At 73.2% G+C, this 21,847-nt stretch carries 14 protein-coding genes; 6 read left to right on the top strand and 8 right to left on the bottom strand.

The features are described 5' to 3' along the window. From narH to narI, 3 genes are read left to right on the top strand one after another with little or no spacing between them, the layout of a single operon-like run. Positions 1-1,650, top strand: coding sequence for a nitrate reductase subunit beta (gene narH, locus ABZW17_RS07270; RefSeq protein WP_354810616.1), 1,650 nt, complete (start codon positions 1-3; stop codon positions 1,648-1,650). Next, positions 1,647-2,258 carry a nitrate reductase molybdenum cofactor assembly chaperone gene (gene narJ, locus ABZW17_RS07265; protein WP_354810614.1) on the top strand — a complete coding sequence of 204 codons (612 nt, stop codon included), beginning with the start codon at positions 1,647-1,649 and terminating at the stop codon, positions 2,256-2,258. Before narH ends, narJ begins: the two co-directional genes overlap by 4 nt. Next, positions 2,255-3,001 carry a respiratory nitrate reductase subunit gamma gene (narI, locus tag ABZW17_RS07260; protein WP_354810612.1) on the top strand — a complete coding sequence of 249 codons (747 nt, stop codon included), beginning with the start codon at positions 2,255-2,257 and terminating at the stop codon, positions 2,999-3,001. Before narJ ends, narI begins: the two co-directional genes overlap by 4 nt. A 4-nt stretch (positions 3,002-3,005) precedes the next feature. On the opposite strand, the gene ABZW17_RS07255 is transcribed toward narI, so the two are convergent. After that, positions 3,006-5,270, bottom strand: coding sequence for a heavy metal translocating P-type ATPase (locus ABZW17_RS07255; protein ID WP_354810610.1), 2,265 nt, complete (start codon positions 5,268-5,270; stop codon positions 3,006-3,008). Continuing rightward, positions 5,260-5,466 carry a hypothetical protein gene (locus tag ABZW17_RS07250; RefSeq protein WP_354810608.1) on the bottom strand — a complete coding sequence of 69 codons (207 nt, stop codon included), beginning with the start codon at positions 5,464-5,466 and terminating at the stop codon, positions 5,260-5,262. Before ABZW17_RS07250 ends, ABZW17_RS07255 begins: the two co-directional genes overlap by 11 nt. Before the next feature lie 154 nt (positions 5,467-5,620). Between ABZW17_RS07250 and ABZW17_RS07245 the strand changes: the two genes are divergently transcribed. After that, complete coding sequence (locus ABZW17_RS07245; protein WP_354810606.1) at positions 5,621-6,646, top strand: hypothetical protein; 1,026 nt, start codon at positions 5,621-5,623, stop codon at positions 6,644-6,646. 132 nt (positions 6,647-6,778) lie between these two features. On the opposite strand, the gene ABZW17_RS07240 is transcribed toward ABZW17_RS07245, so the two are convergent. From ABZW17_RS07240 to ABZW17_RS07215, 6 genes are read right to left on the bottom strand one after another with little or no spacing between them, the layout of a single operon-like run. Then, a complete protein-coding gene (locus ABZW17_RS07240) occupies positions 6,779-8,581 on the bottom strand; it encodes a copper resistance protein CopC (RefSeq protein WP_354810604.1) in 1,803 nt (600 codons plus the stop codon). Between the two features lies 1 nt (position 8,582). Beyond that, positions 8,583-9,029 (bottom strand): hypothetical protein, encoded by a 447-nt coding sequence (locus tag ABZW17_RS07235; protein ID WP_354810602.1) that lies wholly within the window; start codon positions 9,027-9,029, stop codon positions 8,583-8,585. A gap of 38 nt (positions 9,030-9,067) precedes the next feature. Beyond that, complete coding sequence (locus tag ABZW17_RS07230; RefSeq protein ID WP_354810600.1) at positions 9,068-12,130, bottom strand: multicopper oxidase domain-containing protein; 3,063 nt, start codon at positions 12,128-12,130, stop codon at positions 9,068-9,070. A 29-nt stretch (positions 12,131-12,159) separates the two neighbouring features. Further along, positions 12,160-13,458, bottom strand: coding sequence for a multicopper oxidase domain-containing protein (locus ABZW17_RS07225; RefSeq protein ID WP_354810598.1), 1,299 nt, complete (start codon positions 13,456-13,458; stop codon positions 12,160-12,162). Between the two features lie 14 nt (positions 13,459-13,472). Beyond that, positions 13,473-14,735: a multicopper oxidase domain-containing protein gene (locus ABZW17_RS07220; RefSeq protein WP_354810596.1), complete on the bottom strand. Its 1,263-nt coding sequence runs from the start codon at positions 14,733-14,735 to the stop codon at positions 13,473-13,475. Then, positions 14,732-19,879 carry an SdrD B-like domain-containing protein gene (locus tag ABZW17_RS07215; protein WP_354810594.1) on the bottom strand — a complete coding sequence of 1,716 codons (5,148 nt, stop codon included), beginning with the start codon at positions 19,877-19,879 and terminating at the stop codon, positions 14,732-14,734. The genes ABZW17_RS07220 and ABZW17_RS07215 overlap by 4 nt, the downstream gene beginning before the upstream one ends. Before the next feature lie 226 nt (positions 19,880-20,105). Here ABZW17_RS07215 and ABZW17_RS07210 point away from each other — a divergent pair, with 226 nt between their 5' ends. Further along, positions 20,106-20,780 (top strand): response regulator transcription factor, encoded by a 675-nt coding sequence (locus tag ABZW17_RS07210; RefSeq protein ID WP_354810592.1) that lies wholly within the window; start codon positions 20,106-20,108, stop codon positions 20,778-20,780. A gap of 52 nt (positions 20,781-20,832) precedes the next feature. Next, a complete protein-coding gene (locus ABZW17_RS07205) occupies positions 20,833-21,843 on the top strand; it encodes a HAMP domain-containing sensor histidine kinase (protein WP_354810590.1) in 1,011 nt (336 codons plus the stop codon). Positions 21,844-21,847 lie beyond the last annotated feature (4 nt).

Here is a 21,847-nt window from a genome sequence, read left to right as displayed (position 1 = left end):
ATGCGCGTGATGGCCCAGCTGGGCATGGTCATGAACCTCGACAAGTGCATCGGCTGCCACACCTGCTCGGTGACGTGCAAGCAGGCGTGGACCAACCGCGGCGGCGTCGAATACGCCTGGTTCAACAACGTCGAGACCCGGCCGGGGCAGGGATACCCGCGCCGGTACCAGGACCAGGAGCAGTGGCGCGGCGGCTGGGTCCGGAACCGCCGTGGCCGCCTGAAGCTCAAGGCCGGCGGCCGGTTCCGGAAGCTGTTCACGATCTTCGCGAACCCGGTGCTGCCGAACATCCGCGACTACTACGAGCCGTGGACCTACGACTACGAGAACCTCACCGACGCCCCGCTGGGTGACGACTTCCCCGTGGCCCGGCCGAAATCGCTGCTGTCGGGTGAGCCGATGGCCGTCGAGTGGAGCGCGAACTGGGACGACGACCTCGGCGGGGCACCCGAGCACGGGCCGCGCGACCCGATCGTCGAGCGGCTGCGCCAGGAGTCCGAGGAGAAGGTGAAGTTCTCCTACGAGCAGGCGTTCATGTTCTTCCTGCCGCGCATCTGCGAGCACTGCCTGAACCCCGCCTGTGTGGCGTCCTGCCCGTCCGGCGCGATGTACAAGCGGGCCGAGGACGGCATCGTGCTCGTCGACCAGGACCGGTGCCGGGGCTGGCGGATGTGCGTCACCGGCTGCCCGTACAAGAAGGTGTACTTCAACCACCGCACCGGCAAGGCCGAGAAGTGCACGTTCTGCTACCCCCGCGTCGAGGTCGGGTTGCCGACGGTGTGCAGCGAAACCTGCGTCGGACGGCTGCGCTACATCGGGCTGTTCCTCTACGACGCCGACCGCGTCACGGCGGCTGCTTCGGTCGACGAGCGCGACCTGTACGAGGCGCAGCTCGACGTCCTGCTCGACCCGCATGATCCCGAGGTGCTGGCCGCCGCGCGCCGCGACGGCATCGCCGAGGACTGGCTGGAAGCGGCGCAGCGCTCGCCGGTGTACAAGCTGGCCAAGGAGTACCGGGTGGCGCTGCCGCTGCACCCGGAATTCCGCACCATGCCGATGGTCTGGTACATCCCGCCGCTGTCGCCGGTGGTCGACCGGCTCACGGAAACCGGGCACGACGGTGAGGCCGCGGGCAACCTGTTCGGCGCGATCGAGGCCCTGCGCATCCCGATCGGCTACCTCGCCGAACTGTTCACCGCCGGCGACGTCGAGCCGGTGGACCGGGTGCTCCGGAAGCTGGCCGCGATGCGCTCGTACATGCGGGACGTCAGCCTCGACCGGCCGCGGGACGAGTCGATCGCCGCGGCGGTCGGCATGACCGGCGGCGAGCTGGTGGAGATGTACCGGCTGCTCGGCATCGCGAAGTACGACGAGCGGTACGTCATCCCCACCGCGTACACCGGGGAAGCCCACCAGCTGGAGGAGCTCGGCTGCAGCCTCGACGTCGACGGCGGGCCCGGCATGGTCGGCAGCGGCCCGTTCGGCGAGGGCTCCGGCCACGCCACCCCGGTCTCCGTCGAGACGTTCCACGCCCTGCGCGACCGCCAGTCCAGCGACACCGTCACCGACCTCGGGATGCCCGGGGCGCGCGTCAACCTGCTCAACTGGGACGGCAAGGGCCGTCCGTTCCCGCCTCGGAGTGACCGATGACCCCGGACCAGACCAGGGTGGTGCTGCAAGCGGCGTCACTGTGCCTGCAGTACCCCGACGACGCCCAGCGCGCGACGCTGCCGACCGTGCGGGCGGCGGTCTCGGCGCTCCCGGAGTCCGTCCCGCGTGAGCACCTCCAGGCGTTCCTGGTTTCGGGCGGGGACGCCGAGCACTACGTGAAGGTGTTCGACACCCGGCGCCGCTGTTGCCTCTACCTGACTTGGTGGAGCGACGGGGAAACCCGCCGCCGTGGCAGCTCGCTCGCCGCGCTGAAGGCGCGCTACCGGGCCGCCGGTGTCGAGTTCTCCGGTTCCGAGCTGCCCGACTACCTGCCGGCGGTCCTCGAGTACGCGGCCACGGCCGATCTCGCCGACGGGCTCGCGCTCCTGCAGGAGCATCGCGCGGGCCTCGAACTGCTGCGCCTCGCCCTGCTCGAGGCGGCCACCCCGTACGCGGCACCGGTGCAGGCGGTGTGCGCGCTGCTGCCCGGCCCGTCCCCTCGGGACGTCGCCGCGGCCAAGGCCCTCGCCCGCGGCGGCCCGCCCCGCGAGCAGGTCGGCCTGGACCTCGCCCCGTTCGGCACGATCCCCGCAGGAGCCCCGCGATGAACGTCCTCCTCTGGGGCATCGCCCCGTACGTCGTGCTCGCGGTGCTGGTGGGCGGGACGGTGTGGCGGTACCGCTACGACAAGTTCGGCTGGACGACGCGGTCGTCCGAGCTGTACGAATCCCGGCTGCTGCGGATCGGCAGCCCGTTGTTCCACTTCGGACTGCTGGTGGTGATCATCGGGCACGTCATCGGGTTGCTGATCCCGAAGAGCTTCACCGACGCGCTCAGTCTGAGCCAGGAGGCCTACCACGTCCAGGCGCTCCTGCTCGGCACCGTCGCCGGACTGTCCACTTTGGCGGGGGTGGCGATCCTGGTCTACCGCAGGAGGACCACGGGCCCGGTCTTCCGCGCCACGAGGGCGAACGACAAGCTGATGTACGCCGTGCTGGTGGCGGCGATCGTCGCCGGCCTCGCCACGACCCTGCTGGGCGTCACCGGCGGCGAGGAGCACAACTACCGGCTGACGGTGTCGCCGTGGTTCCGGTCGCTGTTCGTGTTCCAGCCGGACGTCGAAGCGATGAGCCGCGCGGGCTTCGCGTTCCACCTGCACGCGCTCATAGGAATGGCCCTGTTCGCGCTGTGGCCGTTCACCCGGCTGGTGCACGCCTTCACAGCCCCGGTGACGTACCTGGTGCGGCCGTACATCGTCTACCGCTCCCGCGACCGGGCGGCGGCTTCACGTCCGGTGCGCCGCGGCTGGGCGCCGGCCCAGCCGGACAGCCGGCGCTCGTCCCGCAAGTGACCGCTCACGAGGACGGGAGCGTGAAGTACGCTTCCTCCTCCTGCGCGAAGTGCAGCGTCAGCACGGCATCCAAGCCGTAGAGCGTCGCGCGCAGGTCGTCGACCTGGTCGGGCTGGATCCCGTCCGGTGCCTCCGCCAGGTGGCGTTCCAGCCGGCGGGCGAGGCGGCCGATCTCGGCGTGCTCGCGGCTCATCGTCACGGTGCCCTCGGAGCCGCCCAGGGCCGTCGACAGCGCCGGGTACAGCTCGGTCTCCTCGGCCCGTTCGTGCGGCAGCAGCTCGTCGGTGAGCAGCCGCGCGGCCGTGCGCACCGCCGCGTCGGCCGCCGGGGTCGCACCGGCCGCCAGTGCGTCGGCCGCCTGGCGGACGGCGGCCCGGGCCGGCAGCAGCTTCTCGTGCTCGGACTCGAACCGCCGCACCATCGCCGCCGGGGCCGGCCCACGGGGGCGGCCGCCGGCCAGGGCCCGCAGCGCGTTCAGGATCACCACCACGTCGATGGCCTCCTGGACCAGCGCACCCGTGACCGGCACCAGGACACCGCCGGCCGCGGCGAGCATCGCGACCAGCGACAACAGCGTCCCCGCCACCGCGCTTCGCACCGCGAGCCGGTGTGACCGGCGGGCGATCTCCGCCGCGTCCGCGAGCCGGTCGAGGCGGTCGTCCAGGATGACCGCGTCGGCGGCCTGCGCGGCCGCCGTCGCACCCCGGGAGCCGAGCGCGACGCCCACGTCGGCCGCCGCCAGCGCGGGGGCGTCGTTGACGCCGTCACCGGTCATCACCGTCACGCCCCGGCCGCGGGCGGCCTCCACCTCGCGAAGCTTCTCCGCCGGTGTCACTTCGGCGTGGACGTCGTCCAGCCCCAGCATCGCGGCGACCTCGCGCGCGTTGTCGACGCGGTCGCCGGTGAGCAGCCGGATCTCGCCGATCCCGGCGGCGCGCAGCCGGCGCATCGTCCGGGCGGCGTCGGGCCGGATCGGGTCCTTCGCGAGCAGCGCCGCGACGGGCTCGCCGTCGACCTCCACCCAGAGCACCGACGCGAGGTCCAGCCGGCCGCGCCGCGCGGCCCCTCGCGCCCAGGCGGGCAATTCCCCGCCGGCCCGCCGGCCGACGTGGACCCGGTGCCCGCCGACCCGGCCGTGCACGCCCGAGCCGACGTCCTCGGTGACGTCCTCGGCCGACGCCGGGGCGGCACCGGCCGACGCCGCGGCCCGCACCACCGCCGCCGCGAGCACGTGCGGCGAGTACTGCTCCACCCCCGCGGCGTGGGCGAGGACCTCGGCGACGTCATGCCCCGGCGCGCACACGACGTCGGTGATCTCGGGACGGCCCTTGGTCACGGTGCCGGTCTTGTCCATCAGCAGGACCGCGGCCCGCCCGAGTGCTTCGAGCGCGGCCCCGTCCTTGACGACCACCCCGGCCTTCGACGCCCGGGACATCCCGCCGGTGACGGCGATCGGGACGGCCAGCAGCAGCGGGCACGGCGTCGCGGTCACCAGCACGGCGACCGCCCGGTCCGCCGCCCCGGTCAGCAGCCAAGCGAGCGCGGCGACCAGCAGGGAGGCGGGCAGGAACCAGACCGCGACCCGGTCGGCGATCCGGGCGACGCGCGCGGTGCGGGCGGCCGCCTGCTCGGCGAGCCGCACGACGCCGGCGTAGGCGCTGTCGGCCGCGGCCGCGCTCGCCCGGACGTCGACGGCGGCCCCGGCGTTGACCACTCCACTGTGGACGGTGTCGTCGGGGGGCCGCGGCACCGGGAGAGGCTCGCCGGTCAGCGCGGACTCGTCGAAGGTGCCACCGCCGGGGAGCACGCCGTCGACCGGCACGACCTCACCGGGGAGGACCACGATCAGGTCGCCGGGCCGGACGGTGCCGACCGGGACCGTCTCGTGACCGGCGGCGGTCCGCAGGTGCGCCACCCGCGGCGCCCGGTCGAGCAGCGCGGTCAGGTTCCGGCTCGCCCGCCGCTGCGCCCCGGCTTCGAGGACACGGCCGGTGGCGACCATCGCGGCGACGATCGCGCCCGCGAGGTATTCGCCGACCGCGAGCGTGGCGGCCAGGGCCAGCACCGCGAGCAGGTCGGCACCCCACCGCCGGGCGCGCAGATCGGCGGCGACCCACACGACGGCCGGGACGACGGTGACCAGGTCGGCACCGGCCCAGACGACGTCGGCGACGACGTGCGCGCCCGTCCACCAGGCGATACCGCCGGCCGCGACGAGCAGGAGGACACCCGCCAGCAGGCCGGCCTCCCGGCGGGTTTCAGCTCGCACAGCCGCTCCCGGTCAGCAGCTCGGCGGAGCCGTGCGACATCAGCCTCACGACGTGCACGAGCCGGCCGGGTGGGCAGAGCCGGTCGCGGACCAGCCACGCCCGGCGTACGCGGTAGACGCCGAGCTGGTCGCCCACGACCGCCGGCCGTTTCCGCGCGCGGTCGTCCGCGTGGGCGAAGGGATCGTTCGGGTGCATGGCTCCTCCCGGGGTCGGTGCCCAGGTTCGACCGCCTGCCGCGCGCCGGAAAGGGCCGAAGGGCCTCGACCCGGTCCCCTCCCCGAAGCCCTTGGACCCTGTGACCGGCGATCCGCCGCGGCGAGCATGGAGGCACCCGATCCGAGGAGGACCGATGGCTTCCACGCTGCCCGACGCCTACACCGTGCGAGCGGCCGTCGCGCTCGCGGTGCGGGCCCCTTCGGTGCACAACTCCCAGCCGTGGCAGTGGCGGTTCGGCGGGCGCACGGTCGAGCTGCGCGCCGATCCCGGCCGCCGGTTGCGCCACGCCGATCCCGACGGCCGCGACCTGCTCGTCAGCTGCGGCTGCGCCCTGCACCACTTCACCGTCGCCGCGGCCGCGATGGGCTGGGCGGCGCGGATCCACCGCCTGCCCGAGCCGGGGCTGCTCGCCCGGATCGACCTGGTTCCCGGCGACACGACCGACGGCGACATCGCCCTCGCCGCGGCCATTCCCCGGCGCCGCTCCGACCGGCGCCGGTTCGCCGAGCGGCCGCTGCTGGTGCGAGACGAGGTGCTGCTGCAGAAGAGCGCTTCCGAACAGGGCGTCACGCTGCACGTGGTGCAGGAGGCGCCGCACCGGACGGTGCTCACCTCCGCGGCCGCGGAGGCCGCCGGGCTGCACCGGGCCGACCAGGACTACGAGCTCGAGCTGGCGGCGTGGAGCGGCCGCGACCACGCTCCGGACGGCGTGCCGGCCCGGAACGCCGTACTGGCCCTTGCACCCCGCCGCGAGCTGCGGATCCGCGAGTTCGCGGGCGGCCGGATCCCGGACACGGCAGGCCCCGACGGCGCGGCCCTCACGGTGCTCTCCACCGCTGGTGACACCGAACTCGACCGCCTCCGCGCCGGCGAAGCCGCCAGTGCCGTGCTGCTCACGGCGACCCGGCTGAACCTGGCGTCCTGTGTGTACACCGAACCGTTCGAGTTGACGAGCACGCGCGGCCTGGTCCGCGACTGCATCCTCGGCGGCCGGCACGAGCCCCAGCTCGTGGTGCGGGTCGGCTACGCGCCGAAGGACGCGGCACCGCTCCCGGCAACCCCGCGCCGGCCGATCGACGAGGTCCTGCGGCCACTCCCCCGCCCGTACGGCGTCGGCCTGCCGATCCCGGACCAGCTGCGCGGCCACACCTGGTCTTGAGGGACCGGCGGGAACCGGGAAGGTCAGGGCCCGCCGGCACAGCCAGAGCGCCGGCATGGGCAGCCAGGTCGTTGTCGGAGCCGCCCGAAGAGCGGCGCCCGCATTACTCCGCCGCGGTTCCCGGTGGTCCCGTCATCGGCGAACCGCGAGCCGGTCCTTCGTGCGGCCGGTGACCGGCGGCCGTCGCCGGGCGGCCAAGGCGGCGGCCAGTCCCGCGGCGAGCACGAGCGCGGCGAGCCGGCCGGTCACCGGGGTCAGGGCGTCCTGCGAAACCCTGGGCTCGCGGGCGGTGCGCGTCGCCGGGGCGATGAGCGGGTGGTAGTCCTGCGCGGCCGGGGCCAGGCCGGGACGCGCGACGATCGCGGTGACCTGCCAGGCGCCGGGCGCGTCGAGATCGGCGGCCGCGACGTACGTGCCGTTCTCCGCCGGGGTGGCCGGCACGATCCGGACGCCACCGGCGGGGCCGCGCAGGGTGAAGGTGACCCCCTGGATCGGGGCCGGGGCGGGGCGGCGGGTGTCGAACACCCCGGCGGTGAGGAAATTGCGGCCCGGGATGCCCGGCCGCACCGAAAGGGTCTCGACCAGGTCGTCGGCCTGGGCGGATCCGGTCAGGCCGGCCGAGGCGGCCGGTGGCTGCCACTGCGGGCCCGCCGCCTGGTGGGTCGAAACCAGCCCGGCGGTCACCCCGAACACCCCGGCGAGGACGGCGGCCTCGACCCGGACGAGCCGGCCGGTCCGGCGGCCACGCCGCCGGTGCAGGACGATCGTCGTGAACAGGCCGCTGAGAGCCGCGATCGCCACCAGCGACACCTTCACCAGGATCGTGCGGCCGTAGGTGGAGAACAGCAGCGCGTCGACCGACGCGATCCGGTCACCGGCCAGCAGCAGCCCGGTCGCGGTGAGCACGGTGACCGCGCCGAGCGCGACGAACCCGAAGCGCCGCAGGAGGATCCGTGCGGCACGCCGGGACAGCCCGGTCCGCGCCCCGGGCAGGGCGACGGCCGCGGCCAGGACCGTGCCGCCCCAGACCACCGCGGCGAGCACGTGCGCGGTGTCGGTGGCCAGCCACAGCGGACCGGAGGCCGCCAGGTGTCCTTGCCACGCCGTGGCGGCCGCCGTCCCGGTCCCGAGCACGGCGGGCAGCACCCGCACCGGGCGACCGCTCCTGAGCAGCCACACCGCCGTCACGGCCGACGCGGCCAGCAGCCCTTCGCGGACCAGCCACGGCGTGCCGCCCGGGCTGCCGGCGACCAGCGACCAGGCCGTCGCGACGGGGTCGCCTCCGAGCTGCGCGGCCCGTACCACCAGCACGGCCGCCCCGGCCAGCACGGCGAACACCGCGGATCCGGTGGCGAAGCGCAGCAACCGGCGCCGGGCCGGGCCCGCCCACCGGCGGTGCAGCACGGCCCGGCCCAGCAACGCGGTGAGGACCACGGCACCGGCCCAGCCCGCGAAGCCGAGGTACAGCGCCCACTGCGCGGCCACCTCGCCGGGAGCGGGCAGCGGATCCGCCGGTGCGCCGACGGTCGCGGGTGCGACCGGCCGGTCGACGCCGAACACCAGGGTGCCCGTGGTCGGGTGCAGGTCGTCGCTCGAGACGGTCGCCCAGCCGAGCCGGTAGGTCCCGGCGGGCAGCGGCGGCAGCGGGATCGTCAGCGTCGCCGGCTGTTCCGGTCCCGTCGCGGCCGAGGCCGGCGTCCCGGTGGCCACCGCGCGGCCGGTGTCGTCCCGCAGCGTCACCCGCGTCGCCGCGGCCTCGACCGGCTCGGTCAGGTGCAGCTCGATCCGGCCGGGGGCGGCCGGCACCGAACTGCCGTCGGCGGGCACGCTCCAGCCGAGCTCGGCGTGGGCCTCGGCGGGCCCGGCCAGCAGCACCGCGGCCCCCAGCAGGGCAAGAAGGGTGCCGCCGATCGCGGCCACCGACCGGGCGGACACGTCAGCGCACCGGGACGTGCGGGAGCTTCGAGCCGCCCGCCTCGATCGAGAGCGTCTCGCCGCTGCGGATCGCGTGGGCGTTGTTCAGGTAGAGGATGTAGTAGGTCTGGCCCGGCCGCAGTTCGTGACCCTGCTTCATGAGCGCGGCCCGGTAGACCTCGCCCTGCCGCCGCTCGCTCCGCAGCACCGGCGGGTGGTGGACGTCGTTCTGGAACCGGCTCGCCTTCTGCGAGTCCAGCACCGTGTAGCGCAGCTCGACGATGCCGCCGTCGGCCACCACCGCGGCCTGCTGCACCCGGATGCCCAGGCTGCTCTCCATGTTCGCGTCGGACGGCACCGCGTACGGCTTGCCCGCGCCGGCCGGGGCCTGGGCGGCCCACAGCAGCAGCCCGGCCGCCGCCGCGACCGCGGTCCCCACGGCCGCGCGCCGCACTCCCCGTGCCCGCATCTTGCCCATCGTGTGCTCCTCGAAGAGACGGCTGCCGGTCAGGGCAGGGTGAACCGGGTCGACAGGACGGCGTCGAAGGACGCGGCGCCGGTGGTTCCGCCGCCACCACCGGACAAGCCGAGCCACAGGGTTTCCAGCCGGACGGTGCCGGTGGTGAACCCGGTCAGCCGCTGGACGGCGGTGCCGACGGTGAGCGACTCGGTGACCGAGGTGCCCGCCGCCCAGTCGACGCGCAGGGTGTTCGTCCCCGTCGTCAGGTTCTGCCAGGCGGTGTAGGCGATCGCGCCGGTGTTGCGCCGCGCGCCGAGCCGCACCTGCGGGGTTCCGGCGGACTTGCGGTACTGGACGGCGAACAACTGCTGGCCACCACCGGACATCCCGGCGGCCAGGTTCACCGTGCCGGTTCCGGTGGCCAGGGTGTCCGGCCGGAACTGGAACTGCAGGTGGTAGGCGGATTCGTTGAGCGGCGTGGGATCGGTGACGTAGGCCGGGTTCGCCCCGCCCGCGGTCGCCTGCAGGCCGTAGCCGCCGGACAGCGCCGCGCCCGGGGTCACCGCGACCGGGCCCGTCGAGGCCGCCCACGACCGGGTCGTGCCGCTCTCGAACCCGTCGGCGAACAGCGTGTTGCTCAACTGCGACACGGTGAACTGCACGGTCGTCACCGGGCCCCAGTTGCCGGCCGCGTCCCGGGCGCGCAGCGACAGCGTGTGCTGTCCGAGCCCGAACCCGCCCGGCGGGACGTCGGCGCGCAGCGACGCGGTCAGCGGGCCGGTGCCGGTCACCGCCATCGGCCGGCCGAGGCCCTTGCCGGGGTCGGTGCCTTCGAACCACTCGGCCGCCGTGACGGCGGTGAGCGCGTCGGTGGCCGTCGCCGTCACGGTCAGCGCGGTCGTCGTCCGGACCACTGTGGACGGTGTGGCGGCCGCCGCCGTGACGGCCGGGCCGCCGCGGTCGAGGACCAGCGGCACCGGGGCCGCGGTGCCCCAGTTGCCCGCCGCGTCGCGGGCGTGGACGTAGATCTGGTGGAGCCCGTCGGCCATCCCGGTGAGCTGGCTCAGCGGCAGCAGCCCGTAGGCGGTCTCGGCGGTGCTGTCGAACGCGCCGTCCGCGGCGACGAAGACGAACCCGGTGCCCGGCGTCCCACCCGGGTTGTCGACGAACCCTTCGGCGGCGGTGATCGCGGAGCTGACGCCACCGGACGGCGGATCGGTGAAGCCACCGGTGATCTTGATCGCCGTCGAGTCCACCGCGGACCCCGCGGTCCCGTTGTTCGGACTGGGTTCGGCGACCCCGCTGACCAGGGTCGGCGCGGTGCGGTCCAGCGTGAACGTCAGGTTCTGGGCCGGGCCCCACAGGCCGAACGTGTCGTGGCTGTGCACGAAGACCGTGACCGGTCCTTCGGGCAGGCCGGCGAGCGCCGCCGCCGGGATCGTCGCGCTCTCCGCGGCGACGGACGCCGGGGTGAGCGCCAGCGGCGTACCGGTCCCGTCGGGGCCGGCGGCGCCGAGGAAGTACTCGGCTCGGTCGATGGACCCGCCCAGCAGCGTGTCGTCCCCGGTGGCCCGGAGGACCACCCCCGTCGTCACGTTGCCCCGGTCGGGGGTCAGCGAGCCGCCCGTGGTGACCGGGCCGGACGCGCTGACCGTCAGCACGAACGAGTTGACGACGCCCCAGTTGCCCGCGCTGTCCTGGGCGCGCACGTACACGAGGTGCTTGCCGGTGGTCAGGGGCGGGTTCGAGGTGGTGAGGTTCAGCTGCGCGGTCGCCCCGGTGACCGCCGGGGTGCCGAAGGCCCCGGTGAACGGCGTGCCGGTGCCGACGGCGATCGACGGGTCGTCGACGACGTACTCGGCGCGGGTCACGTTCGACCCGCCGTTGGCCGCGTCGCTGAAGTCGGCGCGGACGGTGACGGTCTGCAGCGCGGTCGCCGCGGCCGGGGTACCGGACAGGTTGCTCGTCACCGGTCCCGCGATGTCGGTGGTCGACGGCGTCGCCCCGGTGTCGAGGAAGGTCATCATCCCGCCGAAGGCGACCGTGTTCGTGGTGCCGACGCGGTGCCCGGCGGTGTCGAGGCGGCCCGCCGTTTCGTAGAGGGCGAACTTCGCGCCGTCCTCCGGTCCGGGCACGGTGACCAGCATGTCTTCCGTACTGCCGGCGTTGATCGTGTCGGACACGTGCGGCCGCGGGTTCTCCGCGGGCCGGGCGTCCGTGGCGAGCACGGTCTCCTCGGTCCCGGTCACGCCCATCGCGTGGGCGACGACCCCGGCGTTGACGTAGCGCAGCAGCGCGCGGCGGCCGGGCGCGGTCGCGACCGGGTCGGTTTCCGGATAGGCCTTGCCGTTGACCAGCCGGTAGGCCGGCCGGAAGGCGCGCAGGTCGTAGTTCAGCGGATCGGCGTTGAACGCGGGGTCCACTTCGGACAGGACCAGCACGGCTTCGTCGTCGAAGCCGGACGCGGCCGTGCCGTACGCGGTCGCCGGGGCGGCGGGGCGGACGACCAGGGCGCCGAACACGCCCATCGCGGTCTGCCGGGCGCCGTCGGGCGTGTGCCCGGCTTCGTAGAGGAACGTGCCGGGTCGCGACGCGGTGAAGGTGTAGGTCTTCGCCGCGCCCGCGGCCGCGCCGGTCCGGTCGTCCGGTCCGGTGAGCAGTCCCGGTACCGCCAGGCCGAGCGCGCCGGCCAGTCCATTGTGGATGGTGAGGCTGACGGTGGTGCCCTGCGGCACCACCAGGACCGGGCCCGGCGTGGTGGCCGGGGCGGCCGCGGTGGTGGCCAGGCCCCAGATCGGGATCGCCGTGCTGGACACCGTGAGGGTGCCCGGCTTGGCGTACAGGTCGCAGATGGCGGCGCCGGCCGCGACCGTGCAGCCGCTGCCGGTCACCGGGCCCTGCGGCACCGCGGCCGGGGCGGGAGCGGTGACGGCCGCCGGTGTCACGGCTGCCGCTTCCGCAGCACCCGCGCCGGCCGCTGCGGGCTCCGCGACTTCCGCCGCCGGAGCCGGGAGGGCCAGCGCCGGGGCCGGGAGCGCGGTCGTCGCCGCGGTCACGAGGGCGCCGGCGGCGACCGACGCCAGCAGGCGTCGCAGTCCGTTCGTGCGCATCGGGATGCCGTCCTTTCGGCCTGCGGTGGTCATGAGCCCGGGCACCCGGCGGGCGGGTCGATGCGCACGAGCGTCATCATGCCGCCGAAGCTGGCGCCGAAGTTGGTGGCCTGTTCCAGCGCGTGGCTGTGCGCGACCATGTAGTACTCGCCGCACTGGTTGTTCTGCACCACACCGGCCGGCAGCTCGCCCGGGGTGCCGCCGAGGTACGGGTTCTCGCTGAACCACGTCTCGGTGCCGGGCCCGACGATCTGGTCCTGCAGCTGCGGCAGCGGCACCGGGATCGGATTGCTCGCCGGGTCCCAGTGCTCGGCGTCGACCCACTGGTCGAGCACGTCCACACTCTGGCCGGGGGCGACGTCGACGAGGAACTTGTCGTAGGAGGCGTCGCTGCCGCCCGCGCCCTCGGCGGGCTGCCCGTCCTGGTTGATCACCCGCTGGTCGTTGCCGTGCGGGTGGAACGGGTAGTTGACCGAGCCGGCGTCGAGGTACCGGACCAGCGCGGGCCGGCTGTTCGGGTCGCCGGGGACGAACGGCCGGATGTGGACCAGGGCGCCGTAGGGCTGGCTGGGCAGCCAGGCCGCGTTGTCCGGTGCGATCGTGTCCGGCATGCTGCGGCCGTTGATGAAGAAGTACCGCGCCTTGGTCCTGGTCACGTCGTAGGCCCGCTTGCGCTCCACGGCCAGGTGCAGGTCGGGGTCCACTTCGGACAGCACGTAGACGTACTCGCGGTCGAGGTCGAACGCCGAGTCGCCGCGGCCGTTGACGTGGTCCGGTGCGCCCGGCGGCCGTACGACCAGTGCGCCGTACAGGCCCATTTCGCGCTGCAACGACACGTCGGTGCCGGACTCGTACAGGTACGTCCCGGGCGTGCCCGCGGTGAAGGTGTAGGTGACGGTGCCGCCGGCCGCGGCCGGGTCGGTCATCGAGGTCAGCAGGCCGGTGCCGTCGAACCGGGGTTGCGCCGGGCGCCCGTCGGCTCGCAGGTGCTGCTGGCCGGGGAAGACGATCGACGTCGGCTCGGTCAGCGAGTTGTGCAGCACGACGGTCACCTGCACGCCCGCGTCGACGCACAGCGTCGGCCCGGGCAGCTGGAAGCCACGCGTGCTCGGCGCGTAGCTCCACATGAAGATCGAGTTCCCGTCCGGGGTCGACACGTACCCGGATTTCGCGTCGAGGGAGAACGTGTTGGCCGAGTTCGCCTCGCACGGGAGACGGCGGCTGCCGTCGTTCACGGCGCCGGAGGAAGCCGGTGCGGCGAGGACGCCCACGGTGCTGAGCAGGACCACGGCCGCGGTCACGGCGGCCTTGCGGTGCTTGCGGATCATGGCTGCGCTCCCGCTCACGCGTTGGGGGTGGTCTGGGGCGGCAGGGTGCCGCGCGGGCTGACCCGGATCTCGGTCAGCTGGCCGCCGTAGCCGCCGCCACCGCCGTTGTCCAGGTAGGCGTAGTTGCGGTCGTAGAACAGGTACGTCCCGGGCGCGGGCGCGGTGAACAGGACGTCCCGGCTCTCCCCCGGGCCCAGTTCGACGCTGTTGCCGGTCAGGTAGTGCTTGCTCCCGTCGCGCCCGGCCAGCAGGGCCGCGTCCTTGGCGACCACGGTCAGGTCGATGCCGTCGGCGGTCAGCGTGTGGTTCTGGTACCCGAGGTTCGCCATCCGCAGCAGGACCCGGTCGCCTTCGTTCGCGGTGATCAGGGCGCTGTTGGGCTGGTACTGGAGGCGGCCCGCCGCGGTCGACACCGGGTTGCCGTTCGGCGCGAGGGTGTCCGGGTAGCAGCGGCCGTTCAGGGCCCAGAAGCTGGGCGCGAAGTCGGTCCAGTCCGTGGTCTGGATGTGCGCGTCCCGGTAGTGCGCCTCCGACCAGATCTCGGTCATCATGAAGCCGAACTCGCGCGTGTAGCGCGTGGATCCGTCTCCGTCGTTGTAGGCGTACTTCGTGCCCGGCGGGTCCCCGGCCACCGGGTGCGCGTTCTGCGCGGGGCGCACGAACACCAGCCCGGTCATGCCCATCTGCACGTGCTCGACGTCCTCGAAGTGGCAGTGGTACATGTACGTGCCCGCGTCGTGCGGCCGGTAGAAGTAGGTGAAGTCCCGGCCGATCGGCACCGAGATGGACAGTTCCGGGACGCCGTCGAACAGCGGGATCGCGTTCTGGAAGCCGTGCCAGTGCACGGTGTGGCCGTCGACGAGGTCCGGCCGCTGGGACAGGCCCAGGTTGGTCAGCGTGATGCGGATGTCGGTGCCCTCGTCGAAGCCCAGGAGCGGCCCGGAGATCTGCGCGTGCCCGCGCTGGGCCTTGACGGTGGCGTCATCCATGCCGGTGACGTCGCGGAAGCCGAAGACGTAGAGGTCGAACGGCGACGGCGCGAGCGAGTCGGGCCAGAAGGGCGCGTTGGCCCGGGCGCCCGCCGGCATCGACACCCACCCGTCCGTGGCGGCCAGGTGCAGGCTCGTGGTCGGTGCGGTGGCCGCCGCGGTCACCCGGACGGCGGGCTGGGCGGACCGCCCGGGCCACCGGGCGGCGGCCACGGCGGCCAGGGCCCCCGCGCCGCCGCCGAGCAGGGCCCGGCGGGTCAGGGCGCGCTTCTTCTCCGGTGTGGTCACTGCGCCCTCCTGGCGGTACCGAGCAGCGGGAACTCGTCGGCGCCGGCGTCCGGGGCGAGGAAGAACCGCGAATCGCCGTCGTAGTCGAGGGTCGGGGCGAGCACGAGGCCGCCGTTGTAGGTGCGGCCGAAGGTGCCCGCGGCGTTCGCCGGGGAGCCGGCGCCCGCCAGGTGGTAGTCGCCCTGCAGCTGCGGTGCGACGTTCTGCGCCACGATCACCGCTTCGCGGAACGACGGGAACGTGCGCGAGGTGAGGATCGTCGCCGACACGTCGAACGGCGCCCGGACCTGCGGGTCGAGCCCGATCTTGTTCGTCGCGCTCGGCGTGACACCCGGGTCGTACTGCTGCAGCAGCGAGTTCGTCGGGGTCAATGCCACGGCCGCGTCAGCCGAACCCATGTCCCAGTGCCGGACCGGGTCGCCCGCGGGGGCCTGCGGTGAGGCGATCCCGGCGACGTAAAGCCCGTTCCAGGTCCCGGCCCGGTTGTCGAAGAACACGTTGTTGTACAGCAACGGGTTGCTGAACTTCGGCGCGTTCGCCGGCAGGGTGGCCTGCAGCGGCGCGCTGTTGAGCGTCGTGGACAGGCCCGCCGGGGCCGGTTGCCCGGTACTGGTGATCGCGGTGGCCGTGGTGACGTTCTTCATCACGGTGTTGTTCACGATCCGCACGTTGGTGGCGTCGTCGAGGGCGATACCGCCGCCTTCGTGGGTGGAGATGTTGTCGGTGATCAGGTTGTTCACGATGGACACCGCCGCGGTGCCCGCCTGCAGCAGCCGGATGCCGCCGCCGTCGTCGTTGGCCAGGTTGTCCTGCACCAGGTTCTCGTGCACCGACACCGGGCCGGAGCCCGCGGACGGCCGGTTCGGATCGGCCGGCAACTCGCCGGCGAGCATGATCCCGCCCGCCTCGTCGTAGGACTGGTTGAACCACAACCGGTTGTGGCCGATGTCGCCGCCGCGGCCGAGGCCGTAGTGGCTGATCCCGCCGCCGTACTCGGCGGAGAAGTTGCCGCACAGGTCGTTGTGGTCGACCGAATAGTTGTCGGTGCCGTCGAACAGCCCGACGCCGCCGGCGAGGTTGGTGCCGCCGTTGTCGCGGATCTGGTTGTGCGAGACGACCAGGCCGCTGTTGTGGATCGCCGTGGTGTAGGGCGTGCCGACGCGGATGCCGCCGCCGTAGGACCCGCCATTGCCGGCGATGACGTTGTCGGTCAGCTGCAGGTTGTTCACCGCGGCGTGGACGTACACGCCCCCGCCCTGCGTGATGGCCGCGCCCGGAGCGCCGGCGGGCGTCTTGGTACCGCCGTAGACGTCGTTGAGGTTGGTGGCGAAGTCGGCCTGGGCGCCGCCGGTGATGGTGAACCCGTCGATCGCCGAGCCGGTGTTGCCGCCGCGGACCGGGCTGAGCACGGTCACCACCGCGGAGTCCGGCACGGCCGCCGGGCCCTGGTACTGCAGGCCGCCGACGAGGGCGAACCACGCCGCGCCCGCGGGCAGGTCGGGGTTGAACCCGAGCCCGTTGAGCACCGAGCCGCGCACGTAGGTGCCGTCCGGCCGGAACCCGCCCGGGCCGGTGCCCTGCAGCTTCACCGAGGAGTGCACGACGATGTTCTCGTAGTAGGCACCCTGCGGGTTGTCCTGGCTCTGCGGTCCGGGCCACACGACGACCAGTTGCTGGCCGGCGCCGGTCGAGGCGGCTTCCAGGGCGGCCTGCACGGTGGAGAACCCGGTGCCGGGTGGTGCCGCGGTGGGCGGGTTCACCTGCAGGACGCGCGGGTTGTAGCCGGTGCCGAGCAGGTGGACGCCGATGCCGTTGACCGTGGTCTGGCCGTCGGCCTTGCGCACCGACACCTGGACCTGGCCCGCGGCTTGAGCCGCCGGAACGGTGGCCGTGATGGCGGTGTCCGACCAGCTGGTCGTCGCGAGGTTCACGGTCGTGCCGTTGGGCCGGGTCAGCACGACCTGCCCGGTGCCCTTGGCCGCCCCGAAGCCGAGGCCGGACAGCGTGAGCGCGCGGTTGGCGTCGTTCTGGCGGACGAACGGGCGGCTCACCGAGAAGATCTGCGGTGCGCTGTCCGGTGGGGTGCACACGACCGGGTTCACCTGGGTCGAGCCGGGGGCGACCGCCACGTTCGCCACCTGCGTCGGCGCGGTGTCGGTCACCGTGTACAGCCCCGGCCAGGCCTGGAAGTTCGTCGCGATCGTGCGGAAGCGCGGGTTGTAGCTCTTGTTGACGTGCCCGGGCTGGCCGGGGTCGTTGCCGACGAACCGGTACATGTTCGGGCACGGCCCGGCCGGCAGCGGGCAGTTGTAGGTCGACGTCGAGGGCTCCAGGGCCTCGTAGAAGCCGTTGAAGTCGGTGTCGACGGTGTCCACGAGCCGGCCGCTGAAGTCGTAGATGCCCATCGGCACGTTCGGCAGGCCCGCGGCCTCGCCGAACTCGACCGAGCGCTTGTCGTAGGACAGCGCGAGGTCGTTGATCGTCAGGCCCCAGAAGTGGGTGGGCAGCGGGACGGTCGTGAAGAGGGTGAAGTTCGGCGCGGTCGACTGTCCACCCCGGACGGTGACCAGCTTCTGGTCGCACAGCGGTTTCTGCTGCCCCTCGAAGGGACTGCCGCCGCCGTCGACGTAGGCCTGGTCGGTGACGTGCACGGTGTGGTTCGCGCCCGCGCACGGCGCGACGATGCCGGTGCCCTGCGACGGCGGCGCACCCGGGTCCGGCTGCGGCTGCGCCGGGTTCGGCTGGTCGGCCGACTGCTCCGGCGACGGCGGGAAGTTCTCCTGCGGCAGGTAGCCGTCACCGTCGAAGATGTTGACGTCCTCCTCGCGGGTCACCTGGTACATCGGCTTGCCGCCGACCGGGTTCTGCGGGATGTCGACCGAGACGAGGTAGTCGTCGGGCAGGAGCGTCTGCTCGTCGTAGCCGGCCGCGGCCAGGTCGGCGTAGAGCGGCAGATCGTGCGCGGGCGCGGGGTTCTGCGGGTCGCCCGGCGGGTAGAGGTTCAGCTTCGACGACGTGAAGCCGTAGTTGCCGTTGACCGTCTGCCCGAAGTTGCCCGGTGTGGTGTCGCTGGGCTGCACCTGCACGCCCTGCAGCGGAGCCTCCACACAGGACGCCGGGTCGACGTCCGGCAGCCCGACGGCCTGCTGGTCGGTGAGCACCGAGCCGTCGTACTTGCGCGGGACGCACCCGGCGGGCTGCTGCCAGGTCTCCGAGGTGTAGGTGTCGGCCAGTTCCGGCCCGCGGGCCACGGAGCCGTCGGCGTTCTTCACCGGGTCGCCGTTCGCGTCGCGCTGCACCGCGTACAGGTGCACCGGGACGTCCGGAATGCCCGGCTGGTAGGTCTCGGTCACCGCGTAGCGCGGGTCGAGCTCGTTGCGGGTCGTGTCGTAGGTGACCGTGCCGACGATCCCGCCGTTGTCGGCGCCGGTGTAGGGCTGCACGCCCCAGTCGACCCGGCCGTGCAGGCCGATGATCGGCAGCACGCTGACGTCCACGGCCGCGCCGAGCAGCGTCGTGGCCGTCGGCTGGTTGTCGGCCTGGTAGGTGATGCCGGTCGTCTTGTACCGGGTGTTGAACGCCTCCAGCACGAGGAACTTGCTCAGCGGGTACGCCTCCGGGATCGAGTAGTGGCCCTGGGCGTCCGTGGTGACGGTGTTGATGCCCTGGTCCATCACCGAGTTGTCGCGTTCCTTCAGCGCGACCGGGAACTGCGGGACACCCGCTTCGCCGGGGTCCTGCCTGCCGTTGGCGTTCGCGTCGACGAAGATCGTGCCGGTGAAGCCGGTGTGCCAGCCGACGAGGCCTTTCTGCCCGGTGTCGACGGTCTGCCCGTTGTTCACCGTCACCGTGAAGCTGTCGAGGATGAGTTCCTGCGGGTAGTCCCACAGGGTGAGCTGGTAGTCACCGTTCGGCACGTTCTTGATGTCGTACGCGCCGTTGCTGCCGGCGCGCGCCATGTACACCATCTGGTCGCCCGCGCCGAGTGCGGACAGCGCGACGAACGGCTTGTCGACGGGGCCGCGGACACTGGCCCCGGCCACCCCGGCGTTGGGCACGGTCACGCCGCTGGTGCCGCCGACGTAGGTGTCGATCTGCACGGCGACGCCCTTGATCTCGCCGGTCGGGCCGGCCGGCAGCGCCTTCGGCCGCACGAACCCGAAGTCGACCGCCGGTACCGGCTCGGCGCCGACGGTCTGCTCGGTGTCGAAGCCGGTGTCGCCCTCCTGGGTCCAGATGTCCCAGTCGTGCGCGCCCTCCAGGGTCGTGGTCTGGGCCCAGTCGGTGCCGGTCGGCGGCACGATCTGGGCGGCGTAGCGGTCCGGGCCCAGGTTGGGGATGACGACGTCGCCGTTGGCGTCGCTCAGGCACTTCCCCGTCGACGAGGGATCGACCTGCGGCTTGCCGCCGGTGAACACGATCTGCCCGGCCGGGTGCGTGGCGTCCGGTGCGGAGTGCACGTACCTGGTGCACAACGGGTTGCCGTAGTAGTCGGTGGAAACCTCACCGAGCACATCGGACAGGTGGGCGGTGAACCCGGCGAGCCCGTGTTCCGCGCCGACCTCGTAGGTGCCGTCGACCGGCACCGAGTCGTCGAAGACGCGCACCCGGACGGTGCCCAGCGGCAGCGGGTAGGGCTGCATCTCGACGGTCACCCGCCGGGTGCCGCCGTCCAGGGTGAAGTGGGCGCCGTCGATCTTGTAGCCGTCGGCGGTGACGGAGATCAGGTACCGGCCGGGCGGGAGGTCCGGCACGGCCTTGGTGTCGTTCAGGTCGGTCTCGTCGCCCTGGGCGATGATCGGCACCGCACCGGCCGTGGACCGCACGGACGGCCACTGGCAGCCGGTCGCGAACCCGGCCGAGCCGCCCGCCCGGGCCGGCAGGCAGTGCTGCGTGGTGTCGTGCGGGTTCCCGACGTCCTCGCCGGCGATCAGCCAGTGGTAGGCCGGTACGGCGTCGCCCTTGCGGACCTGGCCCGGCGCGGCCCCGACCGTGCGCGCGCTTTGGACGTGCAGGGTGATCGCCCCCGGCTGGGCCGCGTGCGCGGCGGGCGCGCCCGTGCCCACGACGACGGGGACGAAGAACGCGATGGCGGTGAGCGCGGCGACCAGTGCCACCGCGTACCGGAAAGTCGTTCGGGGCATCGTCATCCTCCCGGATCGGGACCGCTCCGGCGCCGATCGTGCGGTCGACCGCCGCCACGGCCGTCCCAGATGACAGAGCCGTCATCCGGTTGTCACGGCACTCACCCGGGTGCCCGGATCGTTATCGACGCTGGTAACGGCCGCGCCGGACCAGGCGACTTCTCCGGGTACACGGGAACCTCCGCCTCGGTGTCCTGTGCCCGGCCGTCCGGCGAATGGAACGAGCATGAGCCGTGTCCTGGTGATCGACGACGAAGAACGCGTGCGCAGCCTCCTGGTGCGGGCCCTGCAGTCCGCCGGCTACGCCGTGGACCAGGCGGGCAGCGCGACGGCCGGCCTCACCGCCACGGTCGGCCACTCCTACGACCTCGTGGTGCTCGACCTGATGCTGCCGGACCGTCCCGGATCCGAAGTGCTGACGGAAATTCTCGACCGGCAGCCGGAGGCGAAGATCATCGTCCTGTCGGCCGTACCGGAAATCGGTGCCCGGGTCCAGGTGCTCGACGCGGGCGCGCTCGACTTCCTGCCCAAGCCGTTCGTGATCGCCGAGCTGCTGGCGCGGGTCCGCGCGCGGCTGCGCACCCCGGGCCCGGCCGTGCCGGGCACGTCCCGATTCCTTCAGGTGGGCGATCTGCGGCTGGACACCCAGCGCCGGACCGTGTCGATCGGCGGTCAGCAGACCATGCTGTCCCACCGGGAATTCCTGCTGCTGAACCACCTGATGCAGCGCGCCGACGAGGTGTGCAGCCGCGACGAGCTGCTCGCCGACGTCTGGGGCTACCAGTTCGACCCGGGCAGCAACGTGGTCGACGTCTACGTGCGGCGGCTGCGGTCCAAACTGGACGGGCTGCGCAGGATCGAGACGGTGCGCAATGTGGGTTACTGCCTCTCCGCGGGCTAGGCGGGCCGTCCTGGCCGGGTGGGCCGTCTTCGCCGCGGTGAACCTCTGGCTGATGTGGACCTTCCCCGGCGCCGAGACGATCCCGTTCCACTTCGTGTGGATCAGCATCGCCATCGTCTTCGGCCTCAATTCCTGGCCGCTCAGGGGCATGCTGGCCGTCCTCGTCTTCGTGACGGCCTCGACCGGGGCGATCCTGTGGCACCACGCGATGACCGGGCACATCGGTCTCGAGGAGACGAGCGAGATCCCGCTGATGGCCGCGGTGTTCCTGGTCATGGTGTGGCACGTGCGGGGCCGGCAGGCGGCACTGGCGAAGGCCGAGCTGCTGGCCGCGGCCGAGCACCGGCGCGCGGAAACCCAGGACCTGTTCGTGCGGCTCGGCTCCCACGAGATGAAGACGTCACTGACGGTCGCGCGCGGCTACGCCGAGCTGATCCGGGCCGCCCACGAGAACCACCAGACCGAAGAGGACGCCGGCATCGTGCTCGACGAGCTGACCAAGCTCGAAAAGATGACCGCCGGCCTGACGACGCTGATGCAGCTGAACTCCCCGGTCGAACGCTCCCCCGTCGACCTGGGCGCCTTCGCGGCCCGCACCCTCCGGCGGTGGCACGCGGTCGCCGAGCGCGACTGGCGCACCGACTGTGCGGAGGCCGTCGCGGTCACGAACGAGGAGCGGCTGCAGGCCGCGCTCGACAGCCTCGTCGAGAACGCGGTCGCCTTCACCCGCGACGGCGACGTCATCGCGGTCGCCACCCGCGCCGAGGGCGGGGACGCGGTGCTCGAGGTCTCCGACACCGGCCTCGGCATCAGCCCCGGGCACCTGGGCAGCATCTTCACCCCGCAGTGGTCCCACCGGGAAGGCAACCGCAGCAGCGGCCTCGGCCTGACGATCGTCCGCACGGCGGTGGAAAACCTCGGCGGCACCGTCTCGGTGACGAGCGAACCCGGCGCCGGGACGACGTTCCGGCTGCGGCTGCCGCGCGCACCGGCCGACCACGCCGCGCCGCGGCCCGGTCACCGAGACACCGCGGCCGATCCGGTGCTGGAAAGGCGGCGCTGAGGGC

It is taken from the genome of Amycolatopsis sp. NPDC004625 (assembly GCF_040609695.1).
Lineage (GTDB): Bacteria > Actinomycetota > Actinomycetes > Mycobacteriales > Pseudonocardiaceae > Amycolatopsis.
Note: the sequence above shows the minus strand (reverse complement) of the source record. Positions and strands in the feature narration are given on the sequence as shown.